The 18,432-nt window shown below is 39.1% G+C and carries 16 protein-coding genes and 1 pseudogene; 1 reads left to right on the plus strand and 16 read right to left on the minus strand.

The features are described from left to right. The first annotated feature begins 238 nt into the window (after positions 1-238). A complete protein-coding gene (locus tag HED67_RS07370; protein WP_221717906.1) occupies positions 239-1,405 on the plus strand; it encodes an IS110 family RNA-guided transposase in 1,167 nt (388 codons plus the stop codon). A gap of 338 nt (positions 1,406-1,743) precedes the next feature. On the opposite strand, the gene HED67_RS07375 is transcribed toward HED67_RS07370, so the two are convergent. The 16 genes and pseudogenes from HED67_RS07375 to thrH all read right to left on the minus strand — a co-directional run bounded on the left by HED67_RS07375 (position 1,744) and on the right by thrH (position 18,306). Then, a complete protein-coding gene (locus tag HED67_RS07375; protein ID WP_221717907.1) occupies positions 1,744-3,237 on the minus strand; it encodes a lipopolysaccharide biosynthesis protein in 1,494 nt (497 codons plus the stop codon). 19 nt (positions 3,238-3,256) lie between these two features. Beyond that, positions 3,257-4,327, minus strand: a complete 1,071-nt coding sequence (locus HED67_RS07380; RefSeq protein WP_221717908.1) for a glycosyltransferase — start codon at positions 4,325-4,327, stop codon at positions 3,257-3,259. After that, entirely contained in the window at positions 4,314-5,516 is a 1,203-nt protein-coding gene (locus HED67_RS07385) for an O-antigen ligase family protein (protein WP_221717909.1), read from the minus strand. Before HED67_RS07385 ends, HED67_RS07380 begins: the two co-directional genes overlap by 14 nt. 7 nt (positions 5,517-5,523) lie before the next feature. Further along, positions 5,524-5,652, minus strand: coding sequence for a hypothetical protein (locus HED67_RS17220; RefSeq protein ID WP_260702725.1), 129 nt, complete (start codon positions 5,650-5,652; stop codon positions 5,524-5,526). Next, the gene (locus tag HED67_RS17370) at positions 5,642-6,055 is read right to left on the minus strand and encodes an acyltransferase (protein WP_221717910.1); all 414 of its coding nucleotides are present in this window, start codon (positions 6,053-6,055) and stop codon (positions 5,642-5,644) included. The genes HED67_RS17220 and HED67_RS17370 overlap by 11 nt, the downstream gene beginning before the upstream one ends. Positions 6,056-6,115: 60 nt before the next feature. Beyond that, entirely contained in the window at positions 6,116-7,216 is a 1,101-nt protein-coding gene (locus HED67_RS07395) for a glycosyltransferase family 4 protein (protein WP_221717911.1), read from the minus strand. Next, positions 7,213-7,962, minus strand: coding sequence for a WecB/TagA/CpsF family glycosyltransferase (locus HED67_RS07400; protein WP_221717912.1), 750 nt, complete (start codon positions 7,960-7,962; stop codon positions 7,213-7,215). Before HED67_RS07400 ends, HED67_RS07395 begins: the two co-directional genes overlap by 4 nt. Before the next feature lies 1 nt (position 7,963). Beyond that, positions 7,964-9,139: a non-hydrolyzing UDP-N-acetylglucosamine 2-epimerase gene (gene wecB, locus HED67_RS07405; protein WP_221717913.1), complete on the minus strand. Its 1,176-nt coding sequence runs from the start codon at positions 9,137-9,139 to the stop codon at positions 7,964-7,966. After that, complete coding sequence (locus HED67_RS07410) at positions 9,132-10,349, minus strand: polysaccharide biosynthesis C-terminal domain-containing protein (RefSeq protein ID WP_221717914.1); 1,218 nt, start codon at positions 10,347-10,349, stop codon at positions 9,132-9,134. Before HED67_RS07410 ends, wecB begins: the two co-directional genes overlap by 8 nt. Positions 10,350-10,361: 12 nt before the next feature. Continuing rightward, positions 10,362-10,928, minus strand: a complete 567-nt coding sequence (locus HED67_RS07415; protein ID WP_221717915.1) for a PglD-related sugar-binding protein — start codon at positions 10,926-10,928, stop codon at positions 10,362-10,364. Further along, positions 10,921-11,967: a polysaccharide biosynthesis protein gene (locus HED67_RS07420; RefSeq protein ID WP_221717916.1), complete on the minus strand. Its 1,047-nt coding sequence runs from the start codon at positions 11,965-11,967 to the stop codon at positions 10,921-10,923. The genes HED67_RS07415 and HED67_RS07420 overlap by 8 nt, the downstream gene beginning before the upstream one ends. Before the next feature lie 32 nt (positions 11,968-11,999). Next, positions 12,000-13,250: a nucleotide sugar dehydrogenase gene (locus HED67_RS07425; RefSeq protein WP_221717917.1), complete on the minus strand. Its 1,251-nt coding sequence runs from the start codon at positions 13,248-13,250 to the stop codon at positions 12,000-12,002. 28 nt (positions 13,251-13,278) lie between these two features. Beyond that, the gene (locus tag HED67_RS07430) at positions 13,279-14,328 is read right to left on the minus strand and encodes an NAD-dependent epimerase/dehydratase family protein (protein ID WP_221717918.1); all 1,050 of its coding nucleotides are present in this window, start codon (positions 14,326-14,328) and stop codon (positions 13,279-13,281) included. Positions 14,329-14,603: 275 nt separating this feature from the next. After that, positions 14,604-15,736 (minus strand): annotated as a pseudogene (locus HED67_RS07435) (glycosyltransferase family 4 protein). A gap of 28 nt (positions 15,737-15,764) precedes the next feature. After that, positions 15,765-17,216 (minus strand): sugar transferase, encoded by a 1,452-nt coding sequence (locus HED67_RS07440; RefSeq protein WP_221717919.1) that lies wholly within the window; start codon positions 17,214-17,216, stop codon positions 15,765-15,767. Between the two features lie 481 nt (positions 17,217-17,697). After that, positions 17,698-18,306 carry a bifunctional phosphoserine phosphatase/homoserine phosphotransferase ThrH gene (thrH, locus tag HED67_RS07445; RefSeq protein WP_221717920.1) on the minus strand — a complete coding sequence of 203 codons (609 nt, stop codon included), beginning with the start codon at positions 18,304-18,306 and terminating at the stop codon, positions 17,698-17,700. Positions 18,307-18,432: the final 126 nt, after the last annotated feature.

Consider the following 18,432-nt stretch of genomic DNA (forward strand, 5'->3'; position numbering starts at 1 on the left):
CATACTTCCTTTCTTTTTTTGTTTCGTGGTTTAATACATTCAGATACTGTGACTTTTGATTTTTTTCTGTAGCTTTGACTACTCAACAGGAGTGTATTGCCATCTCTTTTATCTGAATTGTTTATTAGCTGGATGTTGCCAGAGCGTTTGCTCAGAGTACTTATTTCAATCAAGTCTACGATGATAATTGTTGGTGGATACCACGGTATCAGACTTTATGAAAGGGAGGTACAACCTCATGATTTACGTCGGCATTGATATTGCCAAACTTAACCATTTCGCCGCTGCGATTTCTTCCGACGGCGAGATACTCATTGAGCCGTTCAAATTCACAAATGACTATGATGGCTTCTATCTGCTGCTTTCTAAACTGGCACCACTTGACCAGAACAGCATCATCATAGGTCTTGAGTCAACGGCACACTACGGTGACAACCTTGTTCGTTTTCTTATCAGCAAGGACTTTAAAGTGTGTGTTCTAAACCCGATTCAGACTTCTTCTATGCGTAAAAATAATGTACGCAAGACTAAGACTGATAAAGTCGACACGTTTGTTATTGCTAAAACCCTTATGATGCAGGACTCCTTACGATTCATGCCCCTGGATGATCTGGATTATATTGAACTCAAAGAGCTCGTCAGATTCCGTCAGAAACTGGTGAAGCAGCGTACCCGTTTAAAAATACAGCTGACTTCTTATGTGGATCAGGTTTTCCCTGAACTACAGTATTTCTTCAAATCTGGCCTGCATCAGAATTCTGTCTATGCCCTCCTTAAAGAGGCTCCGACACCAACTGCCATTGCTTCTATGCATATGACCCATCTTGCTCACCTTCTCGAAGTTGCTTCCCACGACCATTTCGGTAAGGAGAAAGCCAGAGAATTAAGAGTTCTCGCACAGAAGTCTGTCGGTGTCAATGACAGTTCTTTATCTATTCAGATAACTCACACCATTGAACAGATTGAGTTACTGGATAGCCAATTGTTTCACACAGAGCTTGAAATGGCAAATCTTGTCACCTGCCTGCACTCTGTGATTATGACCATTCCCGGAATTGGTTTCATCAATGGCGGGATGATCCTTGGTGAGATTGGTGATATACACCGTTTCTCAGAACCAAAGAAACTGCTTGCGTTCGCCGGACTGGATCCATCGGTTCATCAGTCTGGTAATTTCCAAGCACAGAGAACCAGAATGTCCAAGCGTGGTTCAAGGGTATTACGCTATGCCCTTATAAATGCAGCTCACAATGTTGTTAAAAACAACGCTACTTTCACGGCTTATTATGATGCCAAGAGAGCTGAAGGCCGAACCCACTACAATGCCCTTGGACACTGTGCTGGCAAGCTTGTCAGAGTCATCTGGAAGATGCTCACTGACGAAGTAGAATTTAACCTCGAATAAGAGGTCTGCATACCATAATCGATAGATTTTGAAAAAGGGCTTTTAGGGAGCTTTATTAAAGTTACCCTTTTTACCCGAAACAAAAAAATTGAATTTCTGGCTAATTTATACTTGACTTTTCATAGCTGGTCTCCTTTATATTTTTAAAAAAATTAATCCTTTTGATACAAGTCTCTTGTATACACTTTGTTACGGACATCATCAAAAACTGAATCTTACCTATTGACAATATAAGCAGATTTTCATCAAATGTTGCCGTTAAATCCAGATCTTTTTCTACTAAATATTTTTCAATATTGTATACTTTGTAGGGCTGGAATCGGCAACCCCTCTTCCCCTTATTTTTCTTTCAGACTGAACTTTGAATGACTCTTTTTACTCCTAAATATAACTTTTAAGTTATTTTTTTTAATTAAGTTCAAAATATACAAAAACGCTTCTATCTTTAATACGTACGAACCTATAATATAAATAACTATTCCTAAACAAATTTGTAGAAAAATTGTTATTATATCTGCACATCCAATATTTACTATAGGAGAAACTAGAACATACATAATTATTGACAATACTAATGATGGTAAAATATCTTTCATCTGCTCTACAATACCATATCCTATTAATTTTTTATTTGGAAAAATATTTAATAATGCTGAAATTCCTGCAAAAACAGCATTCATAATAGCAACTGCTAATGGACTAATCTGTATCGCAATAAATAAAAGAATAACACCTATCGCTTTTTTTATCATTTCTAACCTTAAACATATATCACTTCTTCCAGACGCCTTAATTGCTTGTACATTTGCTGTCTGAGATGGCTGAAACATCCAAAATAAGCAACTAATTTGTAAAAAAGGAACACAAGAGATCCATCTATCTGTTAGAAGAAGTCGAATCATTGGTTCCGCCACTATTATCAATCCTGTAACAATTGGAAACACAACATATGAACTCATCATAATAGATTGTCTTGTTAATTCTTTTAATTTACCCTTTTCCTGATTCGCTATAGACATTGCTGGAAAAAGTACACTACTTATTGCACTGTTAATATTCATAACTAATACTGACGGGAATTGTTCGCCCTTATTGTAAGATGCCAAATCTGCCGGTGTATAAATTTTACCAATAAATAAATTTTTTAATTCTACATATAATTGATTCATAAATTGAGCAGCTACTAATTTCCATCCAAATGAAAATAAAGTTTTTGCAGAATCCTTATCAAACTCAAACGTAGGATACCATTTTACTGTAATAAACAAAATAAATGTATTTATAATTGTATTTGTCATATACTGAGTAACTAATGCCCAAATTCCAGCGCCATTATATGCCAAGACAATCCCTGCAAAACCCGAGATCAAAGTCCCCCCAACTGTTGAATAAAAAAATTTTCGAAACATCATATGTTTAGATACATAGGCCTGCTGAATAGTATTCACCGATGAAAGCGGCACTTGTAACCCTAATACTCTAAGAACCAATATAAGTTGTTCATTATTATAAAATCTTGCAATAAAGGGTGCTGAACAAAATAAAAAAACATATAAAAGTAATGAAAGAAATAAACTACAAAAAAACATTGTTGAAAAATCACTTTGCTTTGCATTTGGCTTTTGAATCAATGTTTCACCCAACCCATTTGACACAAAGACATTAGCTAAATTTATAAATACTAGAACTAATGCAACACTCCCATATTCTTCTGGGAGTAACATTCTTGCCAACACTAGAGATACAATAAATGATACTCCCTGTGCTAAAATTCTTTCTCCAAACTTCCAAAATAATCCTGAAATAATTTGTTTTTTTAAACCATTTTTCATCAATTTTTCCTCTAACGTGTTAGTCTTTCAACAACTTTTCCCATTTTTTTGCTATTATTTCAACACTTAGTTTTTCACGCAATAAACTTGCATTTTTCCCCAACTTATCAGCTTTTTTAGGATTACTAAGCAAATCTATTATCGCGTCAGCAAATTTTTTATCATCACCAACAGGTGTAAGGATACCATTAATGTTATTTTTTATAACCATTCTAGCACCACCTATCGGACAATCTGTACATACCACAGGAAGTCCTATTGCCATAGCTTCTAACATTGAATTAGACATTCCCTCATAATCTGATGATGATACAAAAACACCAGCATTTACTATATACTTTTGAACATTTGCTTTTTGTCCCATAAATTTTACGTTATCAAAAATTTTTAGTTCTTTAGCATATTTTTCTAATTCCTCTTGTTGTTCTCCCTTACCATATATTTCTAAAATATATTCTGGAAATATATCAAAAACTCTTTTCATTGCTCTGAGTAGCATAAGTAAATTTTTTTGTTGACTTAATCTATTTACAGCTACAATTCTTTTTTCTCTTACTCCATCATATGGATTCGGAATTGATGACGTAATAGGATTTGCAATTACTTTTGATTTTTTCTCTAAATTCTTACCAAAATACTGTTTTGCATCTTCAGTTTGGAAAACCACTCTATATGCTTTTTTGTAACTATATTTTACATAAATCTTCTCATACCAATTGTAAAAAAATTGTGGAGCATTTCTTTCCGATAAAATAAATTTATATTTATTTAATAAATTTCCTAATATCAAATATTGATATCCTAAACCTAACGAAATCACATAATCTGGTTCTTGATTTTTCAATATTCTTTTCAATTCTTTTATTCTCAAAAATATTGCACTTTTCCCTGTGTTCTCCGGTAAATAATCAACTTTGATTTTCGGATTAATCTCATAATTGTTATTTACCTTTGAAAATACAATAAAAAACACTTCATAACCGCTTTCACAAAAATAATCAGCTAGGGCAACTGTAACTCTTTCAGCACCGCCTCCACCTAGACTGCCTATTAAAAACGTTATCTTTTTCATTAATCTATGAATTCCCATAATATTTTTCCCTTAAAGCTTTTCCAATAAGTATCATTACAATAACACCATTATATCCCAACTCAATTTGATAATATGTAGAAACTCCCATATACGCTAATAATATAAATAATCCAACAAATTTTGCTGCTTGAAGCACTATCCTATTTTGCTCATTATATACTCTGCTATTTTTAAAAACAGATGCATATACACATAGCCAAACAATCACTGGAAAGATTCCATAATGGAACATGACAAACATAAACTGATTATCGAAATAGGTATAATGCGCATTTCCCAGATATCTATAAGAAGCATTTATACCCAATCCAAAGATCAAATCTTCCCATGAATGCTGCGCAAAAAAGATTACGTATTGTCCACTTCTGGTATCTTCCAATCCTCTATTGAATAAATTTCCTGTAATCTCTGGAAAAACATAAGAAACTCCCAATACTGCAATAATAATCAGCAAAAATCCCATTAAAATCTTAACATATCTATTCCTATTACCCAAAACAGCAACAAATATAAATAATAGTATTAATGTCTGCAATACCCAACCTCTTGACTGTGTAATAAACGCAGCGGCAATGATAAACAATAAATTACAGTATATTATTTTCCTTTTATTTTTTTGGGGGAACTCTATAAAGGTCATAATACAAGCAGATGTAAACCAACATGAAAATATTCCTTTATATGACGCATTCATGGGCCAATTTATTCCATAATTAGACCAAAAAGAAAAAACAGCAATATAAAAACAACAACAAAAGAGTAAATTTATACGTAATAATTCATCCTTCAATATATTCCATATATTATCATCAAAGCCAAGCAGTGCTGACACTGGCAACAAAATTACAGATGTAGAAATTGCTTCAAAAAAAACAGATTGAATAGGTGCTTTATCTAATGACAATATAGTCCAAATCAAATAATAAAAAATCAAGCTTATAAGCAAAATTCTTATTCCTACATGGATTTTTTTTATGTAATGTATACTACATCTAAATATCAACACAAAAAGAATAATACTTGAAAAATTCAAAAAGAAAGTTCCCCATCTTCCCTTACTAACAAACGTATATGTATCATATATCGGCTCCCATTCACCAAACATATTTCTTAATATACACCCTAAAACCACACATATCAAATATGCCTTAAATAACAATTCATTTATTGTATATTTTGTTCTCATATTAAAATCACCCTTTGGATTTTTCTTGCAAAATCTTTATATGATCTTCTAATTCTTTGTTTTTAAATCTTTCAGAAATGCGTTTACCAGGTACTCCTACATATACGCCATAAGGCTGAGTACTTTTAGTTAACACGGTTCCCGCTCCTACAACGCACCCCCTCAGCCACAGTTACTCCCTTAAGAATTGTTACATTAGCCCCTATCCAAACATCCTTTTCAATAATTACATCCTGATCGTCATCTTCATCTTTTTCATCATCTGTAACATCAAACATATACTTTCCTATCACATCTATTTTGTGATCGCCTGTGATGATACTAAGCCTTGGGCCAATTATTACTTTCTCTTTAATGATAATATTTGCTCGTGTTGTCCACAACAATGCATGAGGGCCAATCGCAACATCATCTCCTATACTAATGTTGCCAATTCCCTTAATATCACTTTTTTCGGCAATATGTACATTTTTACCACAGTTTCCAAAAGAAGATTTAATTACACTTTCTCGAAAAATCTTATAAAATACCTTACGCACAAATTCTTCTGATCTATATACGAGGCTTCCTATTTTTTTATTGATTTCAGCCCCCCCATTTTATATAGATTTCTTCTGTAATAGCTTGTCACTTCTCAATCTCTCCACTTCCGTATAAACTCTTTCAAGTTTATCAATATTTTGCTGTAGAGAATATGATTTTCTTATAACATCAACACTTTCCCGTCCAGCTTTTAATCTCTTTTCATCATCTGTAAGATACTCAATAATTGCACAAGCCATGCTTTTACTGTCACCTGGTTTATACAAATATCCGTTAATTCCTTGCCTTACAATTTTAGGAATACCTCCAACATCTGTACTCACAATTGGAAGGCCACACCCCATAGCGTCCAATATTGCCATAGGCATGCCCTCATTATACGAAGGGAGAAGAAAAACGTCTGCCTCTCTCAAATATTGCTTTTTTTGCTCATTTCGGACCCATCCTGGAAATTCCACATTATCTTTATATTTCGCACTGAGTTTCTGTTTAACTTTTTCGATTTCACCACTTCCACCAAGAATAAACCGAGCATCCGGTATTTTTCTGCACACTTGGTCTACAATAGCTGGAATATCAAAGCACCCTTTTCTTTCACATATAAAACCCAAAAAAAGAATCAATTTATTATTCGGTTTTGTGATTTTTTCTTTGATCAAATCTTCTTGTAAAACACCATAATTTTCAACAACTCTTATTGTCTGTTCTGGCACAATCTCAGCAAGATTCTTTTTCCATTCTTCTGACAGTGCGATGGTTCTGATGCATTTATTGTATATTTTTTCTATGTTTTTCTTCTTTCTCTTAGATTTTCTTCGATAGAACTCATTAAAATCTGCACCGTGAACATGATTGATAACTGGAATTTTAGCAAGAGAGGACATCTCAATTATTAAAGCCTTTCTATAAAAACTTCTTCCAAAAGATGTATGAATATGGACTAAATCTGGTTTCCAAAACAAAGCTGTATAAATAAATTTAAAATATGCTCTCATTGCTTTAGAGACTTTTCGAATTATATTTCCATCACAATAAGTTTCTATAAATCGTACATTGTAATTTTCTGTCAATTGAGAGTTTGGGTACCCATTGACTACAGAGGTAATTCCGCCCTTTGCAGAAAAACTAGGCACTATCATACATACTTTCTTTTTCATTTTTCACCTTTATCTCTAAACAAGTACCATAAAAACTTGCTATTTGTTACAAAATATCTCTTAAATAATCTTCGTGGTTCTTTCATAAAACGATAAAACCATTCAAGTCCATGATCTTGCATCCACTGCGGTGCTCTTGGGATAACTCCAGAGATTACATTAAACGCACCTCCAACTGCCACCCATACCGCATTAGACCGACTTGATAATTTATTGCAAAAAATTTCCTGTCTTGGTGCTCCCAATGCAATCCAAACGAAATCCGCTTGCGATTCACTGATTCTTTCGAGTAATTCGTCCTCTTCTTTCACAGTGAGTGATCTAAATACAGATGGTTCAACACCTACGATTTTCAAATTTGGATATGATTTCTTTACTGCAGAAATGAAACTATCTAGATTTTCCTGTGTCGTACCATAGAAATAGTGTCTTACTTCTGTGTTTTCTGTCCTTTTTAATACTTCCTCAAGAAAATCCGGACCTGTTACTCTTCCCATAGAGCTTTTTCCTCGTTTTTTTCCAACCACCGATAATGGTTTTCCATCTGGAAGCGTCATAAAAGAGTTATTCTGAACTTCTCTGTAATTACTATTTTCATGGGCTGTAACCGTCGTATGTACATTTGCTGCACATATATAGTGTCCTCTCGCCTCTTCAAAATTGTCGAATAAATACTTTTGAGCCGAATTGAAATCCACCACAGATATATCCACACCAATTATCTTTATTCGTTCCATTTTTTGCATTTTAAAACTTTCTCCAAACCATCTTATCTACTACACCTGTATAACTCTGGATAATCTTTACCACTTTTGAACTTACATTTTCTTCTATATAATCAGGCACCGGGATACCATAATCTTCATCCAGATTCATCTGAACTGCTGTATCAACCGCCTGTAAAAGACTCCTATCATCAATACCTGCAAGCACAAAGCAAGCTTTATCCAATGCTTCTGGACGTTCCGTTGATGTTCTGATACAAACTGCTGGAAACGGATGTCCTACACTGGTGAAGAAACTACTCTCTTCTGGAAGTGTACCGCTATCGCTTACAACACAGAACGCATTCATCTGCAAGCAGTTATAATCATGAAACCCCAAAGGCTCGTGCTGGATGACGCGCTTATCCAATTCGAACCCACTCTGCTCCAAACGCTTACGGCTACGCGGATGGCAAGAGTAAAGAATAGGCATATCATATTTTTCCGCCATCTTATTGATAGCTGTAAACAGTGACGTAAAGTTTTTTTCTGTATCAATATTCTCCTCGCGGTGAGCAGACAACAGTATATATTTGCCCTTTTCCAAACTTAATCGCCGATGAATATCCGATGTCTCGATCTTCTCCAGATTCTGGTGCAGAACTTCCGCCATCGGAGAACCTGTCACAAAAGTACGTTCTTTAGGAAGACCTGTGTCTGCTAGGTAACGACGAGCATGCTCAGAATATGCCATATTGACATCAGAAATAATGTCTACAATGCGCCGATTGGTTTCTTCCGGCAGACACTCGTCCTTGCAACGGTTACCTGCTTCCATATGGAAAATCGGAATATGCAAACGCTTTGCGCCAACAACAGACAAGCAACTGTTGGTATCACCCAGTACCAGAATTGCATCCGGCTGAATTTCTGCCATCAGTTTGTAACTTTCAGCGATGATGTTGCCCATAGTTTCACCAAGATCCGCACCAACCGCATTCATATATACTTCTGGGTCAGCCAATTGTAAATCATGGAAGAATACACCATTTAGGTTATAATCATAATTCTGACCCGTATGAGCCAAAATCACATCAAAGTATTTACGAGTTTTGTTTATAACAGCTGCCAAGCGAATAATCTCAGGACGAGTACCAACAATAATCAATAATTTTAGTTTTCCATTATTCTTAAATGATACATTACTATAATCAGCCATTTTTTTTCTCCTCCCCCACTATCTCAAAAAATGTGTCCGGATGACTCGGATTAAAGATTTCATTACAGGTCATAACAGTCACCAAATTCTCGGTGTCAGACAAATTGATAATATTGTGTGTCCACCCGGGAATCATGTGAACCGCTTCCATCTTATCACCAGATACTTCAAACTCCACGAACTCACCTGTATTGATGTTTCGCTCCTGAATAAGTCCATGTCCAGCTACAACAATAAACAGTTCCCATTTCGAATTATGCCAATGCTGCCCCTTGGTGATACCAGGTCGGCTGATGTTGACACTTACCTGTCCGCAATCCTCTGTGTGAACCAGTTCGGTAAAAGAACCTCTGTTATCTACGTTCATCTTCAGCGTATATTTGAACTTGTCAGCTGGAAGGTATGTTAAATATAAGGAATACAGTTTCTTTGTAAAAGAGCCATCCGGCATCTTAGGCATCATAAGTGTAGTAGATTGCTGTTTGAATTTTTGCAATAAATCAACGATTTCGCCCAGCGTGACCTTATGCGTAACAGGTACACAACAATAGCGACCATCCTCTTTCAATACAGTTTCAACACCATCGAACTCACAGTGTTTCTCTTTATTTTCCAGCAAATCAAACATACCTTCTACAAGGTCATCAATATAAAGCAATTCAAGTTCTGTGCTACGATCATTAACAGTGAACGGCTCATCATTTGCGACCGCCCAGCAAAAGGTACTAACCGCACTATTGTACTTCGGACAGCTATGACCCATCAGGTTTGGAAAACGATAAACAGCAACCTTTGCTCCCGTTTCTTGTGCATAATCAAAGAACAGCTCCTCGCCAGCCTTTTTACTACGTCCATATTCGCTGTTTCCAAAACGTCCAGATAATGTAGCCTGAATGGAAGAAGACAGCATAATAGTTGCTTTGTTGTTGTGCTTTTTCAGGCAGTTCAACAGAGCAGAGGCAAATCCGAAATTTCCCTTCATAAAATCCTCAGGGTTTTCTGGACGATTCACACCTGCCAAATTAAAAACAACATCTGACTTTTGGCAGTATTCATCCAACTCTTCTGCCGTTGAACCTAAATCATATTCATATATTTCCTCAATTGCTATTTCTGGTCGGGTTTTATTTTTTCCGTCTCGAATATTTTTTAAATTATTACACAGGGCAGTTCCAACCATACCCTTGGCACCCGTTACAAGAACATTCATATTCTCACCTCTTTATTTTATCGCAGTGCAATTCGGGATATCTGCATCATCTGGAACAACTGCGTCGTTGCTAATTGTCACATTACTGCCGATTCGAACACGCTTTCCAACCTTGGCATATGTACGCACCACTGAATTGGTGTAAATCAAATCAAAATCATCTACAGAACAGTCGTGGTGGATTTCAACCCCTGGATTCAGCAGTACACCGTTACCTACTACAGAGCCATTTTGAACAGTTACATGATTCAGAAAAACGCAACCCCATCCGATTTTTGCATATGGACTTATATATGTGCTAGGATGAACCAGATTCGGAAACTCATATCCGATTTTGGCTGCTATATTATAAATACTCTCTCGGACACGATTATTCCCGATCGTGACAATCAGTTTTTTATATTCTCCAAAAAGTGTCTGTAAATCCGAAGTATTTCCAATCACTTCTACTCCACATATTTCAGTGCCCATTCCAAACCCATCATCTACAAAAGCACAGTCATAATTCAAAACCGCTGTTTCAGATGCAACACGACCAAATCCACCTGCACCCACTAACAGCAGTTTTTCTTTACACATTTGGAATGCCTTTCAGTTCATTCTGAACATACTCGGTGGTCATAATCTTTTTCACAGTTCCTTCCACATCCAGACGATTCGTATTATGGCTTGTGTAAGACTCATCTGCCATAGTATGTACTTCTCCCCTGACCACAAACTTATCGTAGTTTAAATCGCGGTTGTCAGCAGCCACGCGGAAATAGTGACCCATATCCTCGCTGCGCAGACGCTCCTCACGAGTCATCAGAGTCTCAAACAACTTTTCTCCATGACGAGTGCCTATGATATTCGTACCAGTGTCACCAAAAAGCTGCTGAACAGCCTTTGCCAGATCACCGATCGTAGAAGCATCAGACTTCTGGATGAACAAATCACCAGGATTTGCATGCTGGAAAGCAAACATAACTAAATCAACAGCTTCATCCAAATTCATCAGGAAACGTGTCATACTAGGATCAGTAATAGTAATCGGATTGCCTGCTTTAATCTGATCAATAAACAGAGGAATCACGCTTCCACGGCTACACATAACGTTACCATAGCGAGTACAGCAGATAGTGGTACCACCACGTTCCGCAGCTACACGGGCGTTGGCGTAAATAACGTGTTCCATCATGGCTTTAGAAATGCCCATGGCATTGATTGGGTAAGCTGCCTTATCAGTAGACAAGCAAACGACACGCTTGACACCTGCGTCGATAGCAGCGTGAAGCACATTATCGGTACCGATAATGTTGGTCTGGACAGCCTGCATAGGGAAGAATTCACAGGAAGGCACCTGCTTCAGAGCTGCAGCATGGAAGATATAATCAACACCAGGCATAGCATCACGGATGGACTGAGGATTACGAACATCTCCGATGTAGAATTTCACCTTTTTAGCTGCTTCTGGATGTTTAGCCTGAAGCTCATGGCGCATATCATCCTGCTTCTTCTCGTCACGGGAGAAAATACGAATTTCCTTCAAATCAGAGTCCAAGAAATGCTTCAAAACCGTAGAACCAAAAGAACCAGTACCACCAGTGATCATAAGAGTTGCGTTATCAAATGTAGACATATTTTTTTCTCCTTTTTTATTAATCATTTGTGTTAATCACGCTGAAAAATATCGCGTGTATAAACCTTATCCTTCACATCATCCAGACACTTGTCATAGCGGTTTGCAATGATAGCCTGACTCGTTTCCTTGAACTCCTCCAAATCATTAACCACAACGCTGCCAAAGAATTTCTCTCCATTTTTCAAAGTCGGCTCATAAATGATGACAGTTGCGCCTTTGGCTTTGATGCGCTTCATGACACCCTGAATGGAACTCTGGCGGAAGTTATCACTGTTACTCTTCATCGTCAGCCGGTAAACACCAACAACAACTTCTTTCTCCTTGCTTTCGTCCCAGCTGTCATTTGCTTCGTAAGCACCAGCAATCTCCAGAACACGATCAGCAATGAAGTCTTTTCTTGTTCTATTGCTCTCAACAATAGCTTCAATCAGGTTCTCCGGCACATCAGCATAATTGGCCAGCAGCTGCTTGGTGTCCTTCGGCAGACAATATCCACCATATCCAAAGGACGGATTATTATAATGAGTACCAATACGAGGATCAAGGCAGACACCATTGATGATCTGCTGAGTATTCAAACCCTTCATCTCGGCATAAGTATCCAGTTCGTTGAAATAGCTGACACGCAGAGCCAAGTAGGTGTTAGCGAACAGTTTAACAGCCTCAGCCTCGGTGAAGCCCATGAACAAAGTATCGATATTCTCTTTTATAGCACCTTCCTGCAGGAGTTCTGCAAAAGTGTGTGCAGCCTTTACCAGACGAGCATTATCTACATCGGTACCGACAATGATACGAGAAGGGTAAAGGTTGTCATACAATGCCTTGCTCTCACGCAAGAATTCCGGACTAAAAATGATATTGTCGCAGTGGAATTTTTCACGCACAGAAGCCGTATAGCCAACCGGAATCGTCGACTTGATAACCATAATGGCTTCCGGGTTGTACTCGATAACCAACTTTATCACAGCTTCCACCGCACTGGTGTCAAAGAAATTCTTCTTGCTATCGTAATTCGTAGGTGCAGCAATAACCACAAAATCTGCATCACTATATGCTTCCCTAGCATCCAAAGTTGCAGTCAGATCCAGCTCTTTTTCTGCCAGATATTTTTCGATATATTCGTCCTGAATCGGTGACTTTTTATTATTGATAAGTTCAACTTTCTCAGGGATGATATCCACAGCAGTCACCTTGTGATGCTGAGATAACAGCGTAGCAATGGAAAGGCCAACATATCCCGTTCCGGCAACAGCAATCTTTAAATCCTTAAACTCTCTCATTTCTCTGTCCCTCTAATTTTCTTATTTCTTATTTATAAAATTCAGCGTACCACTCAGCGAACTTTCTTAATCCTGTCCGCAGACTTGTGCTCGGCTTGTATCCGAAGTCACGCTCCAACGCACTGGTGTCTGCATAGGTCACAGGTACATCACCCGGCTGCATTGGAACCAGTTCCTTGTGTGCCTCGAAGTCATAATCTTCCGGCAAAATCTTCGCTCTAACTAGCTCCTCACTCAGAATCTGTACGAAGTCCAGCAGATTCTCCGGATTCTGATTGCCGATGTTGTAAACGGCATACGGCGGAACCGGCAGACCGTCCTCACCATTCTTCTTGTCCGGTGCCTTCTTCATCACACGAACAACACCCTCGACGATATCGTCTACATAAGTAAAGTCACGCTTGCAGTTTCCATAGTTGAAAATCTTGATGGTCTCACCCTTGACCAGCTTGTTAGTAAAGCCAAAGTAAGCCATGTCAGGACGGCCTGCAGGACCATACACTGTGAAAAAGCGCAAACCAGTAGACGGAATGTTGTACAGCTTGGAGTAAGCGTGAGCCATCAGCTCATTGGATTTCTTAGTTGCCGCATATAGGGAAACCGGGTTATCCACCTTGTCATCGGTACTGTACGGCACTTTCTTGTTGCTACCGTAGACACTGGAAGAAGAAGCATAAACCAAATGCTCTAGACTCTCACAATGGCGGCAGGCTTCAAGGATATTGAAAAAGCCGACCAAGTTAGATTCCACATAGGCATCCGGGTTGGTGATGGAGTAACGCACACCAGCCTGTGCCGCAAGGTTGACGACCACAGACGGCTTGTACTTCTCGAACAGCTCGGTGATCAGTACCTTGTCAGCAATATTGCCTTTGATAAAAGTGAATGTGGGATACTTGGCCAGCTCATTCAGACGGAACTCTTTCAGTGCCACATCATAGTAGGCATTCATATTGTCAATGCCGATAACCGTAGCAGAAGGAGCCTCCTGATAAATTCGCTTCACAAGATTGGAACCGATAAATCCGGCCGCGCCTGTGACTAGAATTGTTTTATTCTCTAAATTAACTATACTCATTGCATTTGTCTCCTTATTTTTTTGAAGCCTATATTTTAAGTGTCACTACCTCTGTTCAGATGAAGCACTTCCAATGTGTTGTTCATAAACCAGAGTGCTCCATACAAACGCAGGTAGTGATACTGAAAGTTATGATGATTGATAATTTCATCTGCTTTTGCTAAAAGCAGTTTCTGAGATAAAAACTGCTCTCGCAGCTCCGCCCACAGTTCAGAAAGCGTTGTAAATACGCAATGTCATTAACCCGAAAGCAGAAGATATTTATTCTAAAAGAATTAGATATCTCTCCTATACAGCTTCACTGTTTCTTTCACAACATCATCCCAGTTATATTTTCTGCATATATAATCAGCCGCCTGCTCTTTTAACCGCTTAACTGTCTCCGGCTGTTCACAGGCTTTCTGCAGTTTTTTCTTCAAATCACTGACATCTGATTTTTTAAAGATTATTGCCGTATCTTCGACCACTTCCGTACATTCCAGTATATCGGAGACCAGACAGCAGTTGCCGTAACTCATGGCTTCCAGAAGACTTAAGGGCATACCTTCCAGATCAGAAGGCAATGTATATATGTAAGCATTGCTGTACAGTTCATCCAACAGCTGGCCCTGTACAAATCCTGTAAAGATAATTCTGTCATCACCTTCGGCCAGATTCTTTAGTTCAGCCGTGAAATCATCTGTATCACTGGAGCCGCCCGCAATTACCAGTTTCTTGTCTGTCTTGACTTCCTTGAACGCTTCCACCAGATACCTGATGCCCTTCTCCGGCACTAATCGGCCGAGGAAAAGGATGTAAGAATCTTTTGTTAAGGCAAATTTGTCCGTGATTAGCTGCGGCTGTCTGATGACTGGCCGGTTAACACCATTTGGAATAAAATGTGTCTTCCTGCCGTAAGTCCGCTCAAAGTAGTCTTGAACACCTTTACTTAAAACAATGATCTCATCGGCATATTTCACAGCATTTTTCTCACCCTGGCGGATGAATTTTGACCCAAAACCGGATTTCCATTTCTCTCTGGACCAGTCCAGGCCATGAATGGTAACAACAACTTTTTTGCCAAACAATTTAGGTATCCAGGAAAAGAATGCCGGTTCCTCTGCATGAATATGGACAACATCATATTTGCCCAGTGCACTGTACAAAGCTGCAAAGAAAGAAGAACTTACTGCTGCCAGACCTTTTTTTCAATTGTCAGAACAGATTTTTGACGGATACCCGGATATTCTGTTTTCTCATTACTGTCAAATTCTGCACCGCTGACATGGTGGCCTGAACGGTTGTAACAGGTAATTTGATACCCTCTCTGTACCATTCTGGTACAGAGCTCTTTGACAACGATTTCCACTCCGCCCTCTCTGGTGAGCCTTTTCTGGCCAAACATGGCAACTGTAAGTCTCTTTTTCATACTTCCTCCAACTGTTTTCATACGCTTCCTACATCGATCCATCTTTTCTCAGAACCACCATCACTGTCTTAAGCAGTATCTTGATGTCCATCGCGATATCCCAGTTCTCAATGTATTCCTTGTCCAGTCTCACCACTTCTTCGAAGTCTGTGATGTCGCTTCGGCCGCTGACCTGCCACAGTCCGGTGATGCCCGGTTTGATAGCCAGTCTTGCATAATGATGCAATTCATACAGGTTGGTTTCTGAGATCAGTGGTGGTCTTGTGCCGACGATGGACATATCTCCTTTTAGCACATTGAAGAACTGTGGAAATTCATCTAAGCTTGTCCTTCGGATGAAATCTCCGATGCCGGTTTTGTGGCTGCCGTCCGGTAAAACTTTGTTGCCGATGACTCTTGGATCGAAGTCCATTTTGAACATCTTGCCGTCACCCAGCTTATTATCCTTCATCAGCTCGGCTTTGCGGGCTTCCGCATCCACATACATGCTGCGGAATTTGTACATCTTGAACTTCTTGCCGTTCTTGCCGACTCTCTCCTGTGCAAAGAAGATTGGTCCCGGAGAACTGATATAGATGGCCGGTGCCACGAAGATGAAGATAATGCCTGTCAGAAGACATCCCACCAGTCCGCCGGCGATATCCATCATACGCTTTGCCAGAAGCTGTCTTGCAGAAGCACAGTTGATACTTGTTGTAAGTACTGTATAGTTACCGACTTTCTCCACAAACTGCTTTTTGCCCGGCAGATCAGATGCCTTGGCCAGGTTCAGATGCACAGTCACTCCTGTTTCTGCCAATTGGTTGATCAATTTCTGCGGATATGCTACATGATCCGAAATCACGATCAGTACTTCATCCACCCACTGATGACAGATGTATGAGACAACATTGTCCTTGTTGGCCACAACTGTCACATCATGATAGCTTCTGCCCACCTGATCATCATCAATCACGGCAGCACCTGCCAGCTTATAGCGGGCGTAATTGTGATCCTTCATATTGGCAATAACGTCTCCCACCATATCCTGGGATGTAACAATGAATAAGGTTTGCTTGACTCCGGTTTCCATCTGCCTGCGAAGTTCCCTTTTGTGAAGCTCTCTGGTACCATATGTAATAAATATATAAAGGATAAAAGTGATCAGCAGAGATAATCTGGAATAGTTCTGCCCTTCTTTGATAATAAAAAGGTACACCACTGATAAGGCGCCAAGAATAGCCCCATGCTGAACGGTGATGACAAAGTCTCTATAACAGCCTTTCTTCAGCACACCTGAAAGGGTGCCGAAAAGGATCATCACTGTCAGATCCATGACTTCAAGAATCAAAGCCATATTCCGGTATAATGGATCCGCATAAGGATTCACATGACGTCCCAATATAAGAAATGAAAGCAGAAAAGCAATCTGCAGACAGACCATGTCCAATAGCAGAAAGTCAAAGTGCTTCATCCATCCGTCTGATTTTCTTTTGTACATACAATACTCCCTCTTAATCTTAATCTGGCCTACCTGCATATCTGACAACACCGAACTGCTGCTGTCACTTGCTGTCACAGTATGCTGACAGAATATACATCATCATCGATGAACTGTACAAAGGTGTTATCAGATAATTGGAATATAAAAAGCATCACTCCAAATCCAATAACACCTCCAAAATATTTTTCATTCTATTCTCGCATTCTTAATCCGGCCGCCCTGAAAAAGTTCCTCCTGAACACTTCCGGATCCTGCCGGTGAAGCTCTGTCATAATCATACGTACTCTGTATGTTTTTAACACTATTGTAACAGACAGATTTCATTTACATTATAGTGGATTTTTTGACAATGTCAATAGCACAGCCGCCCTTTGATGTATAAAAATAGACACGATGTTAACAAATGTTAACAAAAAAGCGAATGCAGCCTCTTTTATACTCGATACCGCATTCGCTTTCAATTTTTATACGTTTGTTTTTATGCCTCAGTCATTGCATTTCTGATGGCAGCAAGAAGCTCATCATAGGTCTCATAAGCCGGAATGTCCGGATAATCTGCCTTGATCTTGTCTGTGCTTCTGAACAGGAATCCCGCCTTGCTGGCCTGAATCATACCAAGGTCATTGTAAGAATCACCGCTGGCGATAGTCTCAAATCCGATGGACTGCAGTGCCTTCACTGTGCTGAGCTTTGACTGCTCGGTACGCATCCTGAAGCCTGTGATTTCTCCGTTATCTGCCACTTCCAGCGTATTGCAGAAAAGCGTCGGCCATCCCAGCTTCTCCATCAGCGGTGTGGCAAACTGCGTAAATGTATCGCTGATCAGAATGACCTGTGTGAAGCTTCTCAGCTCATCTAAGAATGCCTTCGCACCAGGCAGCGGATCGATCTTCGCAATCGTTTCCTGAATCTCCTTCAATCCAAGGCCATGCTCCTTCAGGATTCCCAGACGCCAGTTCATCAGTTTATTATAATCCGGTTCATCACGGGTGGTTCTCTTCAGTTCAGGGATTCCGCTGGCCTCCGCAAATGCGATCCAGATCTCCGGTACCAGTACGCCTTCAACATCCAAACAGGTAATATACATAACAGATAACTCCTTCCATTCTGGTGGCCCATTCTCCAATTTCTCTATGAAATAGTACCACTTTACTACATTGAAATCATCTTATCATATTTTCTGGCACGATACAAGTTTTTTCTTGGCTGTATT

The organism is Pseudocoprococcus catus, assembly GCF_019734885.1.
Classification (GTDB): domain Bacteria; phylum Bacillota; class Clostridia; order Lachnospirales; family Lachnospiraceae; genus Coprococcus_A; species Coprococcus_A catus.

What these genes read in the sequence shown, in the direction of transcription:
- thrH (WP_221717920.1), bottom strand. Translation starts at nt 18,306, where the DNA reads ATGTATATTACCTGTTTGGATGTTGAAGGCGTACTGGTACCGGAGATC.
- HED67_RS07415 (WP_221717915.1), bottom strand. Translation starts at nt 10,928, where the DNA reads ATGTGTAAAGAAAAACTGCTGTTAGTGGGTGCAGGTGGATTTGGTCGT.
- HED67_RS07440 (WP_221717919.1), bottom strand. Translation starts at nt 17,216, where the DNA reads ATGTACAAAAGAAAATCAGACGGATGGATGAAGCACTTTGACTTTCTG.
- HED67_RS07420 (WP_221717916.1), bottom strand. Translation starts at nt 11,967, where the DNA reads ATGTCTACATTTGATAACGCAACTCTTATGATCACTGGTGGTACTGGT.
- HED67_RS07410 (WP_221717914.1), bottom strand. Translation starts at nt 10,349, where the DNA reads ATGAATGTTCTTGTAACGGGTGCCAAGGGTATGGTTGGAACTGCCCTG.
- HED67_RS07370 (WP_221717906.1), top strand. Translation starts at nt 239, where the DNA reads ATGATTTACGTCGGCATTGATATTGCCAAACTTAACCATTTCGCCGCT.
- wecB (WP_221717913.1), bottom strand. Translation starts at nt 9,139, where the DNA reads ATGGCTGATTATAGTAATGTATCATTTAAGAATAATGGAAAACTAAAA.
- HED67_RS07430 (WP_221717918.1), bottom strand. Translation starts at nt 14,328, where the DNA reads ATGAGTATAGTTAATTTAGAGAATAAAACAATTCTAGTCACAGGCGCG.
- HED67_RS07425 (WP_221717917.1), bottom strand. Translation starts at nt 13,250, where the DNA reads ATGAGAGAGTTTAAGGATTTAAAGATTGCTGTTGCCGGAACGGGATAT.
- HED67_RS07375 (WP_221717907.1), bottom strand. Translation starts at nt 3,237, where the DNA reads ATGAAAAATGGTTTAAAAAAACAAATTATTTCAGGATTATTTTGGAAG.
- HED67_RS07380 (WP_221717908.1), bottom strand. Translation starts at nt 4,327, where the DNA reads ATGGGAATTCATAGATTAATGAAAAAGATAACGTTTTTAATAGGCAGT.
- HED67_RS07385 (WP_221717909.1), bottom strand. Translation starts at nt 5,516, where the DNA reads ATGAGAACAAAATATACAATAAATGAATTGTTATTTAAGGCATATTTG.
- HED67_RS07400 (WP_221717912.1), bottom strand. Translation starts at nt 7,962, where the DNA reads ATGCAAAAAATGGAACGAATAAAGATAATTGGTGTGGATATATCTGTG.
- HED67_RS07395 (WP_221717911.1), bottom strand. Translation starts at nt 7,216, where the DNA reads ATGAAAAAGAAAGTATGTATGATAGTGCCTAGTTTTTCTGCAAAGGGC.